The following is a 17,677-nucleotide window of genomic DNA, read 5'->3' as shown; positions in this document are numbered from 1 at the left end:
CCGCGACCCCCGGCGTGACAGGCCGGTATTCTAACCAACTGAACTACCGCTCCAGACTTGCGTCTCGTACGTTTTGTTGGCGGAGCGGACGGGGCTCGAACCCGCGACCCCCGGCGTGACAGGCCGGTATTCTAACCAACTGAACTACCGCTCCAGACTTGCGTCTCGTACGTTTTGTTGGCGGAGCGGACGGGGCTCGAACCCGCGACCCCCGGCGTGACAGGCCGGTATTCTAACCAACTGAACTACCGCTCCAGCAAAACATACTTCAACAAAGCTTCAGGATGGATGTGCATCGATCCTTCTGCTCTCTTCGCATGTCACCGCGAAGAAGGCATTAGTTTACAGCATCTTTCAGCGCTTTACCAGCCTTAAATTTTGGAACCTTGGCGGCCTTGATCTTGATGGGTTCCTTGGTGCGCGGATCGCGGCCGGTGCGCGCAGCGCGCTCGCCGACGGTGAAGGTACCGAAGCCGACCAGCGTGACGCTGTCGTTCTTCTTCAGGCTTTCGGTGACGGCTTCGATCATGGCGTCGAGTGCACGCGTCGCCGAGGCCTTCGTAATGTCCGCGGACTTCGCGATTTCTTCGATCAGTTCTGTCTTGTTCACTCGTTCCCTCGTTGTCGTTCGTGGCGCTGTGGGGCGCCTTTACTGCAAAAGTGCAGGGCGTATTAAACAAGGGCAACATGGCGATGTCAAGGTCGATGGCCGCAATGGACCCGGAGTTTAGTGCCCGGGCACGTATCAGAAGCGGGTCGCGCGCGCCGCTTTTACAGGCTGCGCGCAAAAAAACAGGCGCCCGCAGGCGCCTGTTCATCATTCGAGCTCGCGCCCGGACATCAGTGCTTGACCACCTCGCCCTGCCCTTCGGCCGGCGTTGCCGCCACCGAGGCAACGGCAGGCACGTCGGCCAGCGCTTCCGGCTGACGCTCCAGCGCCACTTCCAGCACCTTCTCGATCCAGCGCACCGGCACGATCTCGAGCTGGTTCTTGACGTTGTCCGGAATCTCGGCCAGGTCCTTCACGTTCTGCTCGGGGATCAGGACCGTCTTGATGCCGCCGCGATGCGCCGCCAGCAGCTTCTCTTTCAGGCCGCCGATCGGCAGCACCTCGCCGCGCAGCGTGATCTCGCCCGTCATCGCCACGTCGCCGCGCACCGGGATGCCGGTGAAGGCCGACACCAGCGCGGTGGTCATGCCGATACCGGCCGACGGACCATCCTTCGGCGTGGCGCCTTCCGGCACGTGGATGTGGATATCGGTCTTCTCGAACACCTCGTTCTTGATACCCAGGCGCTGGGCGCGAGAACGCACCACGGTGCGGGCCGCCTCGATCGATTCCTTCATCACGTCGCCCAGGGTACCGGTACGGATCACCGCGCCCTTGCCGGGCACGTTCACCGCTTCGATGGTGAGCAGGTCGCCGCCGACTTCGGTCCATGCCAGGCCGACCACCTGGCCGATCTGGTTTTCCTTCTCGGCCACGCCGAAGTCATAGCGGCGCACGCCCAGGAACTTGTCCAGGTTCTCGCTGCCCACGACCACACGCTTGGCGGTGGCTTTCTCGCCCTTCTCGTCGCGTTTCAGCAGCAGCATCTTGACCACCTTGCGGCAGATCTTCGACACTTCGCGCTCGAGCGAACGCACGCCGGCTTCACGGGTGTAGTAGCGGATGATGTCGCGGATCGCGGCTTCCTCGACCGTGATTTCCTCTTGCTTCAGACCGTTGTTCTTGAGCTGCTTCGGCAGCAGGTAGCGCTGGGCGATCGAGGTCTTCTCGTCTTCGGTGTAGCCCGACAGGCGGATCACTTCCATCCGGTCCAGCAGCGCCGGCGGGATGTTGAACGAGTTCGAGGTCGCCACGAACATCACGTCCGACAGGTCGAAGTCGACTTCCAGGTAGTGGTCCGAGAAGGTGTGGTTCTGTTCCGGATCCAGCACCTCGAGCAGGGCCGACGACGGGTCACCGCGGAAGTCCGCGCCCATCTTGTCGATCTCATCTAACAGGAACAGCGGATTGCGCACCCCGACCTTCGCCAGCGACTGCAGCACCTTGCCCGGCATCGAGCCGATATAGGTACGGCGGTGGCCGCGGATCTCGGCTTCGTCGCGCACGCCGCCGAGCGCCATGCGCACGAACTTGCGGTTGGTGGCGCGGGCGATCGACTGGCCCAGCGAGGTTTTACCCACGCCCGGAGGACCGACGAAGCACAGGATCGGCGCTTTCAGCTTGTCGACGCGCTGCTGCACCGCGAGGTATTCCAGGATGCGTTCCTTGATCTTGTCGAGGCCGTAGTGATCCTGCTCGAGCACGTTCTGGGCGTTCTCGAGGTCGGCGGTGACCTTCGACTTCTTTTTCCATGGCAGCGAGACCAGGGTGTCGATGTAGTTGCGCACCACGGTCGCTTCGGCCGACATCGGCGACATCAGTTTCAGCTTGCGGATCTCGGCCTGGGCTTTTTCCATGGCTTCCTTCGGCATCTTGGCTGCAATAACTTTCTTCTCGAGCTCTTCGATGTCGGCGCCCTCTTCGCCTTCGCCCAGTTCCTTCTGGATCGCCTTGACCTGTTCGTTCAGGTAGTACTCGCGCTGCGACTTCTCCATCTGGCGCTTGACGCGGCCACGGATGCGCTTCTCGACCTGCAGGATGTCCAGTTCGCCTTCCAGCTGGCCGAGCAGGTGCTCGAGGCGCTTGGCGACGTTGAAGATCTCCAGGATCACCTGCTTCTGCTCGAGCTTGAGCGGCAGGTGCGCGGCAACGGTGTCGGCCAGGCGACCGGCGTCGTCGATGCCGGCCAGCGACGCCAGGATCTCGGGCGGGATTTTTTTGTTGAGTTTGACGTACTGGTCGAACTGCTGCACGATCGCGCGGCGCATCGCTTCGACTTCGGAATCGTCGCCGATTTCCGAATTCAAAGGAGTCAGCTCGGCGGTGAAATGGGTGGCGCCATCGGTAATATTATCGATGCGCGCGCGCTGGGCGCCTTCGACCAGCACCTTCACGGTACCGTCCGGCAGCTTCAGCATTTGCAGAATATTGGCCACGCAGCCGATCTCGTAGATGTCTGCGGCGGAAGGTTCGTCCTTGGCGGCGGCCTTCTGGGCAGCCAGCATGATGCTCTTGCCCTGTTCCATGGCGGCTTCCAGCGCCTTGATGGATTTGGGACGACCGACGAACAGAGGTATCACCATATGCGGGAACACAACCACATCGCGCAACGGCAGGAGTGGCAGCGTCGTTTGCTCGGTTAATTTCGGAGTTGTCATGGCATACCTTATAGAAAGCGTGTTTCTGAATCTGGGCGCTCGCAGCCAAATCTCAAGTCCGGGCTGCGAAAAATATTTTCTACAAGTAAAAAATATCAACTTGTCGAATCATCATTTGCCGTTCCAATAAAAGACCGCCGGCTTCAATTCCATCGTAAATAAAAAAGCCACTGCGCGGCGCACCGCGAGTGGCTTTTCGATTGAAGCCTGCGTCTTTTATTGAGATTGATTGTACCGAGTTAAGTCCGTACGGCAAGCCTTTTTAAGACGTGCGCGCTGGATTTTTTCAGTTTTCTCCCGACGCTTTTGCTGTTTCGCTGTAAATCAGCAAAGGCTTGGCACCGTTGGTGATCGTGTTTTCATCAATAACGACTTTCACGACATTCTGCTGGCTTGGCAATTCGTACATCACGTCGAGCAGCGCGTGTTCGAGAATCGAACGCAGGCCGCGCGCGCCGGTTTTGCGCGCCAGTGCTTTCTTGGCAATCGCGTGCAGCGCGGCCGGACGGATTTCCAGTTCGGCGCCTTCCATTTCGAGCAGTTTCGAATACTGCTTGATCAGTGCGTTCTTCGGCTCGACCAGAATCTGGATCAGCGCTTCCTCGGTCAGTTCGCTCAGCGCGGCGACCACCGGCAGACGGCCGACCAGCTCGGGGATCAGACCGAACTTGATCAGGTCTTCCGGCTCGGCTTCGAGCAGGATCTCGGCGTTGTAGTCGTCGTTCTGGCTCTTGACCGTGGCGCCGAAACCGATGCCGCTCTTCACCGACCGGTTCTGGATCACCTTGGCCAGACCGTCGAAGGCGCCGCCGCAGATGAACATGATGTTGGTGGTGTCGATCTGCACGAAGTCCTGGTTCGGGTGCTTGCGCCCGCCCTGTGGCGGCACCGAGGCCATGGTGCCCTCGATCAGCTTCAGCAGTGCTTGCTGCACGCCTTCGCCCGAGACGTCGCGCGTGATTGACGGATTGTCCGATTTACGCGAAATCTTGTCGATCTCATCGATGTAGACGATGCCGCGCTGCGCCTTTTCCACCTCGTAGTTGCAGCTTTGCAGCAGCTTCTGGATGATGTTCTCGACGTCTTCACCGACATAGCCGGCTTCGGTCAGCGTGGTCGCGTCGGCGATCACGAACGGCACGTTCAGCATGCGCGCCAGGGTCTGGGCCAGCAGGGTCTTGCCGGAGCCGGTCGGGCCGACGAGCAGGATGTTGCTCTTGGCCAGTTCGACGTCGTCCTTCTTGCCCAGGTGCTTGAGGCGCTTGTAATGGTTGTACACCGCCACCGACAGGATGCGCTTGGCCGTTTGCTGGCCGATCACATACTGGTCGAGCAGTTCGGTGATTTCGAGCGGCGTCGGCAGATCGGACTTGGCGCCCGCCACCGTTTCGACGTTCGACGTTTCATCGCGGATGATGTCGTTGCACAGGTCGATGCATTCATCGCAGATGAACACCGACGGTCCCGCGATCAGCTTTTTGACTTCGTGCTGGCTCTTTCCGCAGAAGGAGCAGTACAGAAGTTTTTCGCCGCTGGAGGATTTTTTGTCTGACATGGGGGCAGGAATCTATTTAATTGCTATCAATATAAGGCGGATGCGGGCACGTAACAAGTATGAAGGCCAATAGCGGATCGAGTCAATCCAGGGTCAGCGTCGAGATGGACTCCATTCGACGCGGGTAGGCCGCCCGCAAACGACACGTGCACAAACATGCTACCCGAAATAAAAAACAAACGCCCGGACGGTTGCGCGTCCGGGCGTTTTTTGGCAACACCTTGTCGGATGCCCGGGCAGTAACTTAGCCGCGGCTGGTCAGGACCTTGTCGATCATGCCATATTCAACCGATTCCTCGGCCGACATGAAGCGGTCGCGGTCGGTGTCCTTGTGGATCTGCTCGATGCTCTGGCCGGTATTGTCGGCCATGATGCGCGCCAGACGCTCGCGCAGGTACAGGATTTCCTTGGCCTGGATTTCGATATCCGACGCCATGCCCTGCGAACCGCCCGACGGCTGGTGAATCATGACGCGCGAATTCGGCAGCGAGAAGCGCTTGCCCTTGGCGCCGGCGGCCAGCAGGAAGGCGCCCATCGAGGCAGCCAGGCCGGTGCACAGGGTCGAGACGTCCGGCTTGATGAAGTTCATGGTATCGAAGATCGCCAGGCCAGCCGAGACCGAACCGCCCGGCGAGTTGATGTACAGCGAAATATCCTTGTCCGGATTCTCGCTCTCCAGGAACAGCAGCTGGGCCACGATCAGGTTGGCCATCTGGTCGTTGACAGGACCGACCAGGAAGATCACGCGCTCCTTGAGGAGGCGCGAGTAGATGTCATAGGCGCGCTCGCCGCGACCGCTTTGCTCGATCACCATCGGCACCATGCCGAGGGCTTGCGTATCCAATGCCGGATTGTGAATCATACCTGTCTCGTTCCTTTGTAATTGGGGCGCCCAACGGGCCATGAAAAAAAACAACCTGCTGAAAAAAATGCCGGCCACGCAGGCCGGCAATTTTACTCTCAGGCCTGAGGGATGCTGCCCATCAGTTCATCGAAAGCGATGGTCTTGGTCGAGACCTTCGCCTTGCCGAGTACATAGTTGACGACGTTTTCTTCCAATACAAGAGCTTCCACTTCGCCCAGACGACGGCGGTCGCTGAAGTAGTACTTCAGGACCTCTTTCGGATCTTCGTAGCTCTGCGAGAAGTCTTCGATCTGTGCCTTCACCTGCTCTTGGGTAGCTTGCAGGTTGTTGTCAGCGACCAGTTGCGACAGGATCAGACCCAGACGCACGCGGCGCTCTGCCTTGTCCTTGAACATTTCGGCCGGGAATGGCAGCTTCGACACGTCCATGCCGCGCTGTGCCATGTCCTGGCGGGTCATCTCGGCCAGGCGCTCCGAATCCTGATCGATCATCACGCTCGGCACGTCCAGTTCGGTCGACTTGACCAGCGCGTCCATCACGGCTTCCTTGTTGCGCGCTTTGACACGTGCGGTGACTTCGCGTTCCAGGTTGACCTTGATATCTTCGCGCATTTTTTCGATCGAGCCGTCTTCGATGCCGAGCGACTTGGCGAATTCGGCGTCGACTTCAGGCATGTGCGCCCATTCCAGGTTCTTCAGGGTGATGGTGAACTCGGCGGTTTTGCCGGCCACATCTTTACCGTGGTAATCCTCCGGGAAGGCCAGCGGGAAGGTCTTGCTTTCGCCGACTTTCAGACCGACGGTGGCGGCTTCAAATTCCGGCAGCATGCGGCCTTCGCCCAGCACGAACGGGTAGTTCTCGGCCTTGCCGCCTTCGAACTCGACGCCGTCCAGGGTGCCGACGAAGTCGACGGTCACGCGGTCGCCGTTGGCAGCCACGGCTTCGCCGCCGGTGCCGTGCTCGCCTGCCTCACCCTTGGTGTGGTAGTGCACGCGCTGCTTGCGCAGGATGTCGATGGTCTTGTCGATCTCGGCGTCGGTCACTTCGGTGGCGACGGTTTCGACTTCGACAGCGCCCAGGTCGCCGATGGTGACGTCCGGATAGACTTCGAAGGTGGCGTCGAAGGAGAGAACGCCTTCTTCAGCATCTTGCTTCGGTTCGATTTTCGGGAAACCGGCAACGCGCAGCTCGTTGGCGACGGCGGCGTCGTTGAACGCGCGGCCAACCTTGTCGTTCAGGACGTCGGTCTCGATCTGGTAGCCGTACTGGGCGGCGACCATCTTCAGAGGCACCTTGCCCGGACGGAAGCCCGGCGCACGCGCGGTCTTGGCCTGCTGTTTCAGGCGCTTTTCGACTTCGGTACGGACGTCAGCTACCGGAAAAGAGATCGTCAAGCGACGCTCGAGTTTACCCAGGGTTTCGACTGCAGTTGCCATTGTAAAAATCGTCCAAAAAAATAATTATTCGTGGTGCGAGGAGGGGGACTCGAACCCCCACGCCATTGCTGGCGTCAGGACCTAAACCTGGTGCGTCTACCAATTTCGCCATCCTCGCGCAGGATTGCATATTGCCACAAAAACAAAGGGCGCCCGTGGTAGAACCGGTCGCCCTGCACTCCATTGTTTAGGGGCTACAACTTCAAACGATTATTTTACTGGATTTTCTGTCACTATTGGGGCGAATTTTATCCGCGTGCGCTGAGAGCCAACTCATGCGTAGGGTTGGCGGCTTCGCCGCCGACGCGGTGGTAGTTTGCGCCAAGATCATCCGGCGCGAAATCGGAGCCGATAACGATCACCGCGTCGGCGGCAGAGCCGGCTGCGCGCCCCGGCCAACCCTACGCGTTACGCTTGCGGTTTTTTGACCCGGAACCAGGCCGCATACAGCGCCGGCAAGAACAGCAGCGTCAACGCCGTCGCCACCAGCAGGCCACCCATGATCGCCACCGCCATCGGGCCCCAGAACGTCGAGCGCGACAACGGAATCATCGCCAATGCAGCCGCGGCAGCCGTCAGCAGAATCGGCCGGCAACGGCGTACCGCCGCTTCCACGATCGCATCCCACGGGTGGGCGCCCGCCGCGATGTCCTGCTCGATCTGGTCGACCAGGATCACCGAGTTCCGGATGATCATGCCGAACAGCGCGATCACGCCCAGGTTCGCCACGAAACCGAACGGACGGTCCAGGATCAGGAGCGCCATCGCCGCCCCCGCCACACCGAGCGGTCCGGTCAGGAACACCAGCATCGAGCGCGAGAAGCTGTGCAGCTGCAGCATCAGCAGCGTGAACGTGATGAACAGCACCAGCGGCACGTTGGCCATGATCGACGCTTCCGCTTCCGAACTGTCGGCCGCGGCGCCCTCCACCGTCAGGCGATAGCCTGCCGGCAGCCTGGCGCGGATCTCCGCCAGTTTGGCATCGATCTGCGCCGTCACGGTCGGGCCCTGGATGCCTTCGACCACGTCGGACTGCACCATCACCGCCCACTCGCGCCCTTCGCGCCAGACCACGCCCGGCTCCCACACGAACTGCACCCGCGCCACCTGGCCGATGGTGACGGCGCGCCCGTTTGCGGTGGGCACCAGCGCCTCGGACAGCTTGGTGATGGTGGCGCGTTCTTCCACCGGCTGGCGCACCACGATGTCGATCAGGCGGTTCGATTCGCGGAACTGGCCGATCGGGGTGCCGGTCAGCGTGGTGTTGACCGTGCGCCGCACCGCCTGCGAGGTCACGCCCAGCGCGCGCAGCTTGTCCTGGTCGAGGTCCAGGCGCAGCACCTTGACCGCTTCGTTCCAGTTGTCGTTCACGCCCAGCGTGTTCGGGTTGGCGCGCATGACTTCCTTGACCTGGTCGGCCACGCCGCGCACGACGCCGATGTCAGGCCCCAGCACCTGGAACTGCACCGGATACGGCACCGGCGGCCCGTTCGGCAGCAGCTTGACGCGGCCGCGCACTTCGGGGAAATCGGTGCGGAAGGCATCGATGATCTTCAGGCGCAGCGCTTCGCGCGCCGCCGTATCGACCGGCAGCACGACGACCTGCGACACGTTCGACTGCGGGAAGATCTGGTCCAGCGGCAGGTAGAACCGCGGGCTGCCGGTGCCGACGTAGCTGGTCACGCTCTGCACGCCCTCTTGCTTGCCGAGGAAGGCTTCGAAGCGCTTCACGGTCGCTTCGTTGGCGGCGAAGCTGGTGCCTTCCGGCGACCACAGTTCCACCATCAGTTCGGGGCGGCTGGAATCGGGGAAGAACTGCTTCTCGATGAAGTTGAAGCCGAACACGCCCAGCGCGAACACGCCCAGGCTCAGCGCGATGGTGGTCTTGCGCCACTCGACGCACCAGTTGACCAGGCGGCGGAAGCGCTGGTAGCCGGGCGTGTCGAACACGTCGTGGCTGCTCTCGCCCGGCGCGTGGGGCTTGACCTTGAGCAGCATGAAGCCGATATACGGCGTGAACATCACCGCCACCACCCACGAAATGAGCAGCGCCAGCCCGTTCACCGAGAACATGGTGAAGGTGTACTCGCCGGCCGTCGATTCGGCGAGGCCGATCGGCAAGAATCCGGCCGCCGTGATCAGGGTCCCGGTCAGCATCGGCATCGCGGTCGAGGTGTAGGCAAAGGTAGCGGCTTCGAAGCGCGACAGGCCCTCCTCCATCTTCCGCACCATCATTTCGACCGCGATGATGGCGTCGTCCACCAGCAGGCCGAGGGCGATGATCAGCGCGCCCAGCGAAATCTTGTGCAGCGAGATGTCGAGCATGCGCATGAACAGGAAGGTGATCGCCAGCACCAGCGGGATCGACAGCGCCACCACCAGGCCCGGATACACGTCCACCCGCCATTTGGGCTTGCTGTGCAGGCCGAGCGCCAGGAACGACACCGCCAGCACGATCACGATCGCCTCGATCAGCACCTTGACGAATTCGCCCACCGACTGGGTCACGGCCTGCGGCTGGTCGGCCACGCGTTCGAGCTCGATCCCGACCGGGAGCTGGGCGCGGATGCGCGCCACGGTCTCGGCCAGTCCCTCGCCCATGGTGATGATGTTGCCGCCCTTTTCCATCGACACGCCCAGGCCGATCACTTCCTTGCCGTTGTAGCGCATCTTGTCGCCTGGCGGGTCCTGATAGCCGCGCTTGACCGTGGCGAAGTCGCCCAGGCGGAAGGTGGTGCCGCCGGCGCGCAGCTGCAGGTCTTCGATCTGCTGCAGGTTGCGCAGGGCGCCGGTGACGCGCACCTGCAGATTGTCGGTCGGAGTGACCAGCACGCCGCTGGCCTCGATCTGGTTCTGGGTTGCGATCTGGTTGACGATCTGCTCGAACGGCACGCCCAGCTGGGCGAACTTCTTGCTCGAAAATTCGATGTACACCTTTTCGTTCTGCACCCCGAACTGCTCGACCTTCGCCACCAGCGGCACGCGCAGCAGTTGCTGGCGCACGAAGTCGGCGTAGTCGCGCATCTCGGCGTAGCTGAAGCCGTCGCCCGAGAGCGCGAAGATCGAGCCGTAGGTGTCGCCGAATTCGTCGTTGAAGAAGGGGCCGATCACGCCTTCCGGCAGCGTGGCCGCCATGTCGCCGATTTTCTTGCGCACTTGGTACCAGGCCGGCGCGGTCTCCTTGGGCGGGGTCGATTCGCGCAGTTCGAGGATGATGGTGGTTTCGCCCGGCTTGGAAAAGCTGCGGATGCGGTCGATGTACGGCGTCTCCTGCAGCTTGCGCTCCAACGGGTCGGTGACCTGTTCGGCCATCTGCAGCGCGGTGGCGCCCGGCCACACGGCGCGCACCACCATGACGCGGAAGGTGAACGGCGGATCTTCGTCCTGGCCCAGTTCGAAGTAGCTCATGATGCCGAACAGCAGGCAGGCGGCGATCAGGAAGCGCGTGAGCGGGATGTGTTCCAGCGCCCAGCGCGACAGGTTGAAACCCTTCATTTGCCTTCCCCGCTGCCAGCGCTGGCGGACGACGCGTTATTGCCCGCGTTGCCGGAAACCGCGGCTTCGGTATCGGCGCGGCGCGCCACGTCGGCTGTCAGGATGCGCACCTTCTGGCCGGGTTTGAGCTGATTGACGCCGGCGGTCACGATCTGCTGGCCGGCGCTGACGCCGCTCGCCAGCAAGACGTCGTTGTCGGCCTGGCCGGCCACCTCGACATTCACCAGGCGCACCGCCCCCTTCTCCACCACCCACACGCTTGTCGCGCCCTTGTTCTGTACCAGGGCCGTGAGCGGCACGCGCAGTGCGGCGCCGCCCTTGTTGCCGCTGGCGCCGGCCACCAGTTCCACGGTCGCCGTCATCCCCAGGCGCACATCCTGGCGCGCCGGGATCGACACCTTGACCGTATAGGTACGGCTGGCCGGATCGGCCACCGGCGACACTTCGCGGATCTTGCCGGGAATGGTCTGGTCGGCATTCGCCCACAGGCGCACGGTCACGGCGCCGGCGCGGCGCACCAGTTCGACCTTGTCTTCGGGGATGCCGATCACCACTTCCTTCTCGTCGGTGCGGGCCACGCGCGCCACCGGGCTGCCGGCCTGCACCACCTGGCCGACTTCGGCCTCGATCGCGGTCACCACGCCGTCGACGTCGGCACTCAGGCTGGTGTAGTTGGCCTGGTTCGACTGGCCACGCAGGCCGGCGCGCGCCGCCTCGACGTTGGCTTGCGCCGCTTTCAGGGCGCTCTGCTTGGCGTCGAGCACCGCCTGGCTGACGAAGTTCTGGCTGCGCAGGTTCACATGCCGCTTGTAGTCGGCATTGGCCAGGTCGCGCTCGGTCTCGGCGGCGCGCAGCGTGGCGCGGGCCTGGGTCTCGGCCAGCTTCATGTCCTGCGGGTCGAGCCGCATCAGGACGTCGCCGCGCTTGACCAGCGCACCGACATCGACCTTGCGCTCGACGATCTTGCCGCCGATCCTGAAAGCCAGTGCCGATTCATAACGTGGACGCACGTCGCCCGAGAATTCGAGCCGTTCGCCGGTGCTGCCGGCCACCAGCGTCATGGCGCGCACCGGGCGCACGTCTTCGACTGGGGGCGCCGGTTTGGAGCAGGCGGCCAGCACGGCCGCCATCAGGGGAACCAGCACCAGGGTGCGGGCATGATGGCGGAAAGGAGAAACAGGTCGGGCAGACACGGTAAACACGATAGCGCGGTCCTTATGATTATTCTGATCGTGAAACAGGCGCATCGATGCCGCCGGTTTGTAATCCAGCAATTATAATCATGCAAACAGACAATTTGATGACGATAGAGTCATCAATCTAATATGGCAGTGAACCATTACGAGAATTTTCCGGTTGCGTCAATCCTGCTGCCGCGCCGCCTGGTGCCGGCGGTGGAGGCGATCTATGCCTTCGCGCGCAGCGCCGACGACCTGGCCGACGAGGGCGACGCCACACCAGAACAGCGCCTGGCCGCGCTGCAGGAGTACGAGCGCCAGCTCGACCTGATCGGCGCAGGCGCCCAGCCCGACGGTCCCATGTTCGCGCGCCTGGCCGCGGTGGTGGCCCAGTACCGCCTGTCGCTGGAGCCGATGCGTAACCTGCTGTCGGCCTTCAAGCAGGACGTGGTCACGCACCGCTACCTGGACTACGCCACCCTGCTCGACTATTGCCGCCGCTCGGCCGACCCAGTCGGGCGCCTGATGCTGGCGCTGTACCAGGCCGACGACGACCACAACCTGCGCGAAGCCGATGCGATCTGCAGCGCCCTGCAGCTGACCAACTTCTGGCAAGACGTGGCGATCGACTTCACCAAGGGCCGCATCTACATTCCGCAGGAAGACCTGGCACGCTTCAATGTGTCGGAAAGTGCGCTGCGCGCCGGCACCGTGGACGCCCAGTTCCAGGGCCTGATGCGCTTCGAGGTCGAACGCGCGCGCGCCCTGATGCTGTCCGGCGCGCCGCTGGTCAAGCGCCTGCCGGGGCGGATCGGCATGGAACTGCGCATGATCGTGCAGGGCGGCCTGCGCATCCTGGAAAAGCTCGACGCGGTCGGCTACGACGTGTTCCGCCGCCGCCCGGTGCTCGCGTGGCACGACTGGCTGGTGATCGGCTGGCGCGCGCTGCGCATGTAACGGTGGACGTCGCGGCCGCGCTTTGTCCGGCCGGCGGCGGCGCATCGTATAAGATAGCGGACTAAATCGGTCCAACCCGCGGCGCCCGGCGCCGCCCAACCAGCATCACCAGCTAGATTTCATGTCTCCTGACGAATACTGCCAGCAAAAGACCGTCCAGAGCGGCTCCAGTTTCTACTACAGCTTCCTGTTCCTTCCGCCCGAGCGCCGGCGCGCGATCACCGCGCTGTACGCGTTCTGCCGCGAGGTGGACGACACCGTCGACGAAGCCACCGACGGTTCGGTGGCGCGCATCAAGCTGGCCTGGTGGCGCACCGAAGTGTCGAAGATGTACGGCGGCACCCCGACCCACCCGGTGATGCTGGCGCTGCAGCCGCACATCGCCACCTACAACCTGCAGGAACAGCACCTGCTGGCGATCGTGGACGGCATGGAGATGGACCTCGACCAGAGCCGCTACCTCGATTACGCCGGGCTGCAGCGCTATTGCTGGCACGTGGCCGGCGTGGTCGGCATCCTGTCGGCCAGCATCTTCGGCTACACCAATCCGCAGACCCTGGCCTATGCCGAGAAGCTCGGGCTGGCGTTCCAGCTGACCAACATCATCCGCGACGTCGGCGACGACGCGCGCAAGGGCCGCATCTACCTGCCGGTGAACGACCTGCAGAAGTTCGGCGTGACCGCCAACGACCTGCTCAAGCTGCAGCACAGCGACAAGTTCGAAGCGCTGATGCGATTCCAGGCCGAGCGCGCGCAAGCCATCTATGACGAAGCGCTGGCGCTGCTGCCGAAGGAAGACCGGCGCGCCCAGCGTCCCGGCCTGATGATGGCCTCGATCTACCGCACCCTGCTGGACGAGATCCAGCGCGACGGCTTCCACGTGCTGAACCAGCGCATCTCGCTCACGCCGCTGCGCAAGCTGTGGCTGGCGTGGAAGACCTATGTTCGCACCTAAGAAGGGCGAACTGTTGCGGGTCGCGGTCGCCGGCGGCGGCTGGGCCGGCTGCGCGGCGGCGGTGGAGCTGGCGCGCCAGGGCCATCACGTGACTCTGTTCGAAGCGGCGCGCAGCCTGGGCGGACGCGCACGCGGCGTCGAAGTGCGCGGCATGGAACTGGACAACGGCCAGCACATCCTGCTCGGCGCCTACCGCGACTGCCTGCGCCTGATGCGCCAGGTCGGTGTCGATGTCGATAAGGCTTTGCTGCGCCTTCCGGTGCAGATGCGCTATCCGCATTCCGGCGACGGCATGGATTTCGTGGCGCCGCGCCTGCCGGCGCCGCTGCACCTGATGGTCGCCCTGCTGCGCGCACGCGGCCTGGCGCGCGAGGACAAGCTGGCGCTGGCGCGCCTGAACAGTGCCGCCAAGTGGATGGGCTGGCAGCTCGACAACGACGTCAGCGTCGCCGAACTGCTCGATCGTTTCGACCAGACCGAACGCCTGACGCGGCTGATGTGGCGCCCGCTGTGCATTGCTGCCCTCAACACGCCGCCCGAGCGCGCGTCGGCCAATGTATTCCTGGCCGTGCTGCGCGACAGCCTGGGCGCGCGCAACCGCGCCGCGTCCGACATGCTGCTGCCGCGCCTGGCGATGGACGCGCTGTTCCCGGAACCGGCCGGCGCCTGGCTGGAGCAAAATGGCGGCGCGCTGCGCTCCGGCGTCAAGGTCGCCGCCATCTCCCCGGACGGCGACTGCTGGCGCCTCGAACTGACCGGCCAGGCGGCCGGCGGCGCTTCCAGCGAACGCTTCGACGCGGTAGTGCTGGCCACCCCGAGCGCGCACAGCGCCAGCCTGCTGGCGCCGCTGCCCGGTATGGAGCTACTTTCGGCGCAGCTGGCCGGCTTCGACTACGAACCGATCGCCACCTGCTACCTGCAATACGCGCCCGGCGCCCGGCTCGACCTGCCGTTCTATGCACTGGAAGACGACCCGGCGCAGGGACGCTGGGGCCAGTTCGTGTTCGACCGCGCCCAGCTCGACCCGAAACAGGACGGCTTGCTGGCGGTGGTGGTCAGCGCGGCCGGCGACGCCGCCGCTTTGTCACGCGAAGAGCTGGCGGCGGCGATCGCCACCCAGCTGGCGCAGGATCTGCAACGTCCCGATCTGGCGCAACCGTCGTGGTCGCAGGTGATCACCGAAAAGCGCGCCACCTTCTCGTGCACGCCGGCGCTGGCCCGGCCCGGCGTGGAAACCGGGCTGCCCGGCCTCGTGCTGGCCGGCGACTACACCGCCAGCGACTATCCGGCCACGCTGGAAACGGCGGTGCGCAGCGGGATCGCGGCGGCGGCGGCCATCCACGCCTGGAGCACCCTGCCCCGCGAAAAGCGCAGCCTGTCGCACACGCATGGTGCAACGGCGCCGGATTCCCTACAGTAGCAGCATCGAAACCCCTGTCATGGAATCCGTCATGAAATCCTGTTCCGGCAGGCGCGGTCAGCGCGCCGCGATCCTGCTGGCCACCCTGGCCCTTGCGCTGGCACTGGCCAGCACCGCGGTACTGGTCAAGCCCGAGCTGATCGGCGGCTCCGCGCAGGCCACGTCGGCTGCGATCGGCACGATCCCGGTCATCGGCCATCCCTGAGGCAGGCGACGCTGATTCATGGGTAAACTCGAATACCTCGACGTGCTGAAACGGGCCCTGGCCGGCCTGCCGCCCGAACTGCAGGCCCGGACCCTGGCCTGGTACGAGCAGCGCTTCGTCGACGGCAGCGCCGCCGGGCGGCGGGAAGACGACGTGGCACAGGAGCTGGGCGACCCGCGCCAGGTGGCGCTGACCCTGCGCACCAGCGCTCATCTCGACGCGCTGAAGGAAAAGAAGCCCACCGGCACCACGCTGCGCACCCTGCTCTCGGGCATGGGGCTGCTGGTGTTCAACCTGTTCATGGCGATCCCGGCGGCGGTATACGCCAGCCTGCTGGTGGCGCTGTATGCCAGCGCCTTCGGCTTTTATGTGTCCGGCATCGCGATCACCGCCAGCGGCCTGGCCGGCGCCAACGAACTGGTGCTCAGCGCCCCGCTCGACCACGTGGTGGTGGTCGACGACGGCGAGCCGCAGCGGCGCCCGGCGCAGACCCGGGTCTCGATCAGCGAGAACGGCATCCACGTGTTCGAAGAAGAAGCCGAAGACGACATGGCGCCATCGGATCCGGGCGCCGGCGGCGACAAGGGCCGCTCGACCATGCGCGTGATCCGCGGCGCCGAGGCGGTGGCCGAGCGCAAGATCCAGATCACGACCGACCTCGACCCGGATTCGCGCGCCACCCAGACCCTGTTCGGCTGCGGCCTGATCCTGGGCGGCATTGCCCTGTTCCTGCTGGCGCTGGTGATCAGCAAATACACGCTGATCGGCCTGCGCCGCTACGCCAGGATGAATATGTCGCTGTTGAAGGGGACTTGAGACCATGCGCGCCCTGATCAAAGTCGGATTCAGCCTGCTGGTGCTGGCCTGCGTGCTGGTTGCGCTCAGCTACAGCATGCTGCGCGCCAACGGCACCACCTCGACCAGCCAGGGCCGCCAGGTAGCGCGCGAGGCACGCGCCGTGCCGGACGGCGTCGATGCGGTCGCCCTCGAAGGCCCGATCGACCTCACGCTGCGCTATGGCGCCACGCCGGCGCTGCACGTCAGCGGCGAGCAGCGCCTGCTGGGCAACGTCGAGGTGACCCAGGAAGGCCCGGTGCTGCACATCGGCATCCGCGGCATGGTACTGCGCCACCGTGAGCCGCTCGAGGTCGAACTGGTGCTGCCGGCGCTGACTGCAGTCACGCTCTCGGGCAACGGCGACAGCACGGTCAACGGTTTTTCCGGCGAGCGCATCGCGGTGCAGCTGAACGGCTCCGGCTCGGCGCGTTTCAACGGGCGCTTTCGCCGGGTCGAGGCGGGCCTGAGCGGCAACGGCGACCTGGATGTGAATGCCGGCGCCGCGGTCGACCGCTTCGAGGTGCGCCTGATGGGTTCCGGCAGCATGACGGTGGTCGGCAATGCGCGCGAACTGGACGCCGAATCGTCCGGCTCCGGGCGGCTGGACGCCGAGCACCTGCGCGCCGAGACCGTGATGCTGAGCCAGACCGGCTCCGGCGGCAGCGTGGTCCAGGCCCATGGCAAGACCAGCATTTCGCTCAGCGGCAGCGGCGACGTCGAAGTACACGGCAATCCGGGCGAGCGCAGCACCAGCCGCACCGGGACCGGCAGCGTGAGCTACGTCGAGTGACGATGCATTGGCGAGCCGGCCCGGACCGCCGCCTGGCCGGTGCGGGCCTGACCGTTTTCGTACACGCCGGCCTGATCCTGGGCTGGCACCTGGCCCGGCAACCGGCACCGGCGCAGACGGACAGTCCGGAGCCGGCGATCCAGTGGCTGCAGCTGCCGGCCCCGGCGCCGCGCATCGATTCGCCCGCTGCGCCCGCGCCGGCACAGGCCAGCCGCCGTACGGCGCCGCCTGCAGCGTCTCGACCAGGCACCCGGCCCGTGGCTGACGCGGCGGCGGCGCCGCCGCCGGAACAGCAGACCGCCGCGCAAGCGCCGCCACCGCCGCTAACAGCGCCCAGCGTCGATTCAATCCTGGAAAACGCGCGCCGGAGCGCCGGCGACATCGAACGCGCGCTGCGCAAGGAGCGCCTGCCGACCATCGTGGCGCCGCCCGACAGCCCCGAGATCCGCATGCGCGAGCGCATGGGGGAAGCGCACCAACTAGCGCCGCCGCGTTCCTGGGAAGCGCCCAAGATCGAAGAACTGGTGAACCAGACCGGCGACGGCGCGCGCCGCACCCGCGTTATCACCGGCCGCGGCACCTACTGCATCACCGAACGCTCGCCGGTCACCAGCATCGACATGATCGAAAAACACGGCAAGCAGCGCTTCACCAACTGTCCGCAGCACGAGACGCCGCCGAAAGCGCAGGAGTGGCGCACGGCGCGGGACTGAGCAT

Annotated in this window: 13 protein-coding genes, 3 tRNA genes and 1 pseudogene; 7 read left to right on the top strand and 10 right to left on the bottom strand. The window is 64.4% G+C overall.

Annotated elements, in window-relative coordinates; all coding sequences use genetic code 11:
* Positions 1-77 precede the first annotated feature (77 nt).
* From RTQ83_RS15715 to RTQ83_RS15670, 10 genes and pseudogenes are all read right to left on the bottom strand, one after another.
* A tRNA-Asp gene (locus RTQ83_RS15715) sits at positions 78-154 on the bottom strand.
* 24 nt (positions 155-178) lie between these two features.
* A tRNA-Asp gene (locus tag RTQ83_RS15710) sits at positions 179-255 on the bottom strand.
* 82 nt (positions 256-337) lie between these two features.
* Positions 338-625 (bottom strand): annotated as a pseudogene (locus RTQ83_RS15705) (HU family DNA-binding protein); the annotation flags it as partial.
* A 215-nt stretch (positions 626-840) separates the two neighbouring features.
* On the bottom strand, positions 841-3,267 hold the full coding sequence (gene lon, locus RTQ83_RS15700; RefSeq protein ID WP_312516479.1) for an endopeptidase La: 2,427 nt from the start codon (positions 3,265-3,267) through the stop codon (positions 841-843).
* Between the two features lie 286 nt (positions 3,268-3,553).
* Positions 3,554-4,822 (bottom strand): ATP-dependent Clp protease ATP-binding subunit ClpX, encoded by a 1,269-nt coding sequence (gene clpX / locus RTQ83_RS15695; protein WP_290419296.1) that lies wholly within the window; start codon positions 4,820-4,822, stop codon positions 3,554-3,556.
* Positions 4,823-5,066: 244 nt separating this feature from the next.
* Positions 5,067-5,684, bottom strand: a complete 618-nt coding sequence (clpP, locus tag RTQ83_RS15690; RefSeq protein ID WP_312516473.1) for an ATP-dependent Clp endopeptidase proteolytic subunit ClpP — start codon at positions 5,682-5,684, stop codon at positions 5,067-5,069.
* A 98-nt stretch (positions 5,685-5,782) separates the two neighbouring features.
* On the bottom strand, positions 5,783-7,123 hold the full coding sequence (gene tig / locus RTQ83_RS15685) for a trigger factor (RefSeq protein WP_312516471.1): 1,341 nt from the start codon (positions 7,121-7,123) through the stop codon (positions 5,783-5,785).
* A gap of 31 nt (positions 7,124-7,154) precedes the next feature.
* Positions 7,155-7,241: transfer RNA gene (locus RTQ83_RS15680), tRNA-Leu, on the bottom strand.
* 290 nt (positions 7,242-7,531) lie between these two features.
* Positions 7,532-10,618, bottom strand: coding sequence for an efflux RND transporter permease subunit (locus RTQ83_RS15675; protein WP_312516469.1), 3,087 nt, complete (start codon positions 10,616-10,618; stop codon positions 7,532-7,534).
* Complete coding sequence (locus tag RTQ83_RS15670; RefSeq protein ID WP_312516467.1) at positions 10,615-11,811, bottom strand: efflux RND transporter periplasmic adaptor subunit; 1,197 nt, start codon at positions 11,809-11,811, stop codon at positions 10,615-10,617. The genes RTQ83_RS15675 and RTQ83_RS15670 overlap by 4 nt, the downstream gene beginning before the upstream one ends.
* 132 nt (positions 11,812-11,943) lie before the next feature.
* Between RTQ83_RS15670 and hpnC the strand changes: the two genes are divergently transcribed.
* From hpnC to RTQ83_RS15635, 7 genes are all read left to right on the top strand, one after another.
* A complete protein-coding gene (hpnC, locus tag RTQ83_RS15665; protein ID WP_312516465.1) occupies positions 11,944-12,753 on the top strand; it encodes a squalene synthase HpnC in 810 nt (269 codons plus the stop codon).
* Between the two features lie 121 nt (positions 12,754-12,874).
* Complete coding sequence (gene hpnD / locus RTQ83_RS15660; protein WP_312516463.1) at positions 12,875-13,708, top strand: presqualene diphosphate synthase HpnD; 834 nt, start codon at positions 12,875-12,877, stop codon at positions 13,706-13,708.
* Positions 13,695-15,128 carry a hydroxysqualene dehydroxylase HpnE gene (hpnE, locus tag RTQ83_RS15655; RefSeq protein WP_312516461.1) on the top strand — a complete coding sequence of 478 codons (1,434 nt, stop codon included), beginning with the start codon at positions 13,695-13,697 and terminating at the stop codon, positions 15,126-15,128. The genes hpnD and hpnE overlap by 14 nt, the downstream gene beginning before the upstream one ends.
* A 31-nt stretch (positions 15,129-15,159) precedes the next feature.
* On the top strand, positions 15,160-15,333 hold the full coding sequence (locus RTQ83_RS15650) for a hypothetical protein (protein WP_312516459.1): 174 nt from the start codon (positions 15,160-15,162) through the stop codon (positions 15,331-15,333).
* Between the two features lie 18 nt (positions 15,334-15,351).
* Positions 15,352-16,149 carry a DUF1700 domain-containing protein gene (locus RTQ83_RS15645; RefSeq protein WP_312516457.1) on the top strand — a complete coding sequence of 266 codons (798 nt, stop codon included), beginning with the start codon at positions 15,352-15,354 and terminating at the stop codon, positions 16,147-16,149.
* Positions 16,150-16,153: 4 nt separating this feature from the next.
* Complete coding sequence (locus RTQ83_RS15640) at positions 16,154-16,960, top strand: GIN domain-containing protein (RefSeq protein ID WP_312516455.1); 807 nt, start codon at positions 16,154-16,156, stop codon at positions 16,958-16,960.
* Positions 16,961-16,962: 2 nt separating this feature from the next.
* Positions 16,963-17,673 carry a hypothetical protein gene (locus RTQ83_RS15635; protein ID WP_312516453.1) on the top strand — a complete coding sequence of 237 codons (711 nt, stop codon included), beginning with the start codon at positions 16,963-16,965 and terminating at the stop codon, positions 17,671-17,673.
* Positions 17,674-17,677: the final 4 nt, after the last annotated feature.

The sequence above is a fragment of the Massilia sp. genome, assembly GCF_031995545.1.
Taxonomy (GTDB): domain Bacteria; phylum Pseudomonadota; class Gammaproteobacteria; order Burkholderiales; family Burkholderiaceae_D; genus Telluria.
The sequence above is the reverse complement of the archived record's forward strand: the minus strand, read 5'-3'. Positions and strand labels throughout refer to the sequence as shown.

Coding starts and splice junctions, on each gene's coding strand:
- hpnE (WP_312516461.1), top strand. CDS start 13,695: ATGTTCGCACCTAAGAAGGGCGAACTGTTGCGGGTCGCGGTCGCCGGC.
- hpnD (WP_312516463.1), top strand. CDS start 12,875: ATGTCTCCTGACGAATACTGCCAGCAAAAGACCGTCCAGAGCGGCTCC.
- clpX (WP_290419296.1), bottom strand. CDS start 4,822: ATGTCAGACAAAAAATCCTCCAGCGGCGAAAAACTTCTGTACTGCTCC.
- RTQ83_RS15635 (WP_312516453.1), top strand. CDS start 16,963: ATGCATTGGCGAGCCGGCCCGGACCGCCGCCTGGCCGGTGCGGGCCTG.
- RTQ83_RS15650 (WP_312516459.1), top strand. CDS start 15,160: ATGAAATCCTGTTCCGGCAGGCGCGGTCAGCGCGCCGCGATCCTGCTG.
- RTQ83_RS15645 (WP_312516457.1), top strand. CDS start 15,352: ATGGGTAAACTCGAATACCTCGACGTGCTGAAACGGGCCCTGGCCGGC.
- RTQ83_RS15675 (WP_312516469.1), bottom strand. CDS start 10,618: ATGAAGGGTTTCAACCTGTCGCGCTGGGCGCTGGAACACATCCCGCTC.
- tig (WP_312516471.1), bottom strand. CDS start 7,123: ATGGCAACTGCAGTCGAAACCCTGGGTAAACTCGAGCGTCGCTTGACG.
- hpnC (WP_312516465.1), top strand. CDS start 11,944: ATGGCAGTGAACCATTACGAGAATTTTCCGGTTGCGTCAATCCTGCTG.
- clpP (WP_312516473.1), bottom strand. CDS start 5,684: ATGATTCACAATCCGGCATTGGATACGCAAGCCCTCGGCATGGTGCCG.
- lon (WP_312516479.1), bottom strand. CDS start 3,267: ATGACAACTCCGAAATTAACCGAGCAAACGACGCTGCCACTCCTGCCG.
- RTQ83_RS15640 (WP_312516455.1), top strand. CDS start 16,154: ATGCGCGCCCTGATCAAAGTCGGATTCAGCCTGCTGGTGCTGGCCTGC.